Origin of the sequence: Streptomyces sp. NRRL F-2664, assembly GCF_000719345.1 — a bacterium.
Lineage (GTDB): Bacteria > Actinomycetota > Actinomycetes > Streptomycetales > Streptomycetaceae > Streptomyces.
The window spans coordinates 1-374 of the sequence record NZ_JOFX01000472.1 but is presented as its reverse complement, the minus strand read 5'-3'; the positions used below and the strand labels follow the sequence as shown (position 1 = coordinate 374).

The window sequence follows — 374 nt, the reverse complement described above, 5'->3', positions numbered from 1 at the left end:
GGAGACCTCGGTGGTGTAGGTGAAGCCGGTCCGCTGGTCGAAGACATCGTCCTCACCCGCGAGTAGGCGATCTCGGTCACCGCGCCGAGGGGGGAGGCGACGCGGGTGATGACGGGGCCGTGTCCGGCCAGCGGCCGCCCGTACTCCAGCCCCGTCACCGCGCCGTCCCCGGCAGTGGCCTTGCGGACCAGGCCGTCTTCCAGTTCGAGGACGGCGGTGAGGCGGTGGCCGTCGCCGGAGCGCGGCGGTGCGGTGAACACGACCCGGCCGTCGCTGTAGGCGACTTCTGTGGCGGCGCCGTAGGGGTCGGTGACAGACGTGAGCTGCCAGGTCTCTCCGGCCGGGGTGAAGGCGAAGTCGGTGCGGTTGCCGTG

Annotated in this window: 1 protein-coding gene; it reads right to left on the bottom strand. The window is 72.2% G+C overall.

Going from position 1 to position 374, the window contains the following annotated elements:
• Nucleotides 1–374, bottom strand: a 374-nt coding sequence (locus tag IF89_RS39980; RefSeq protein WP_043195085.1) for a hypothetical protein, incomplete at both ends; no start/stop codon positions are given.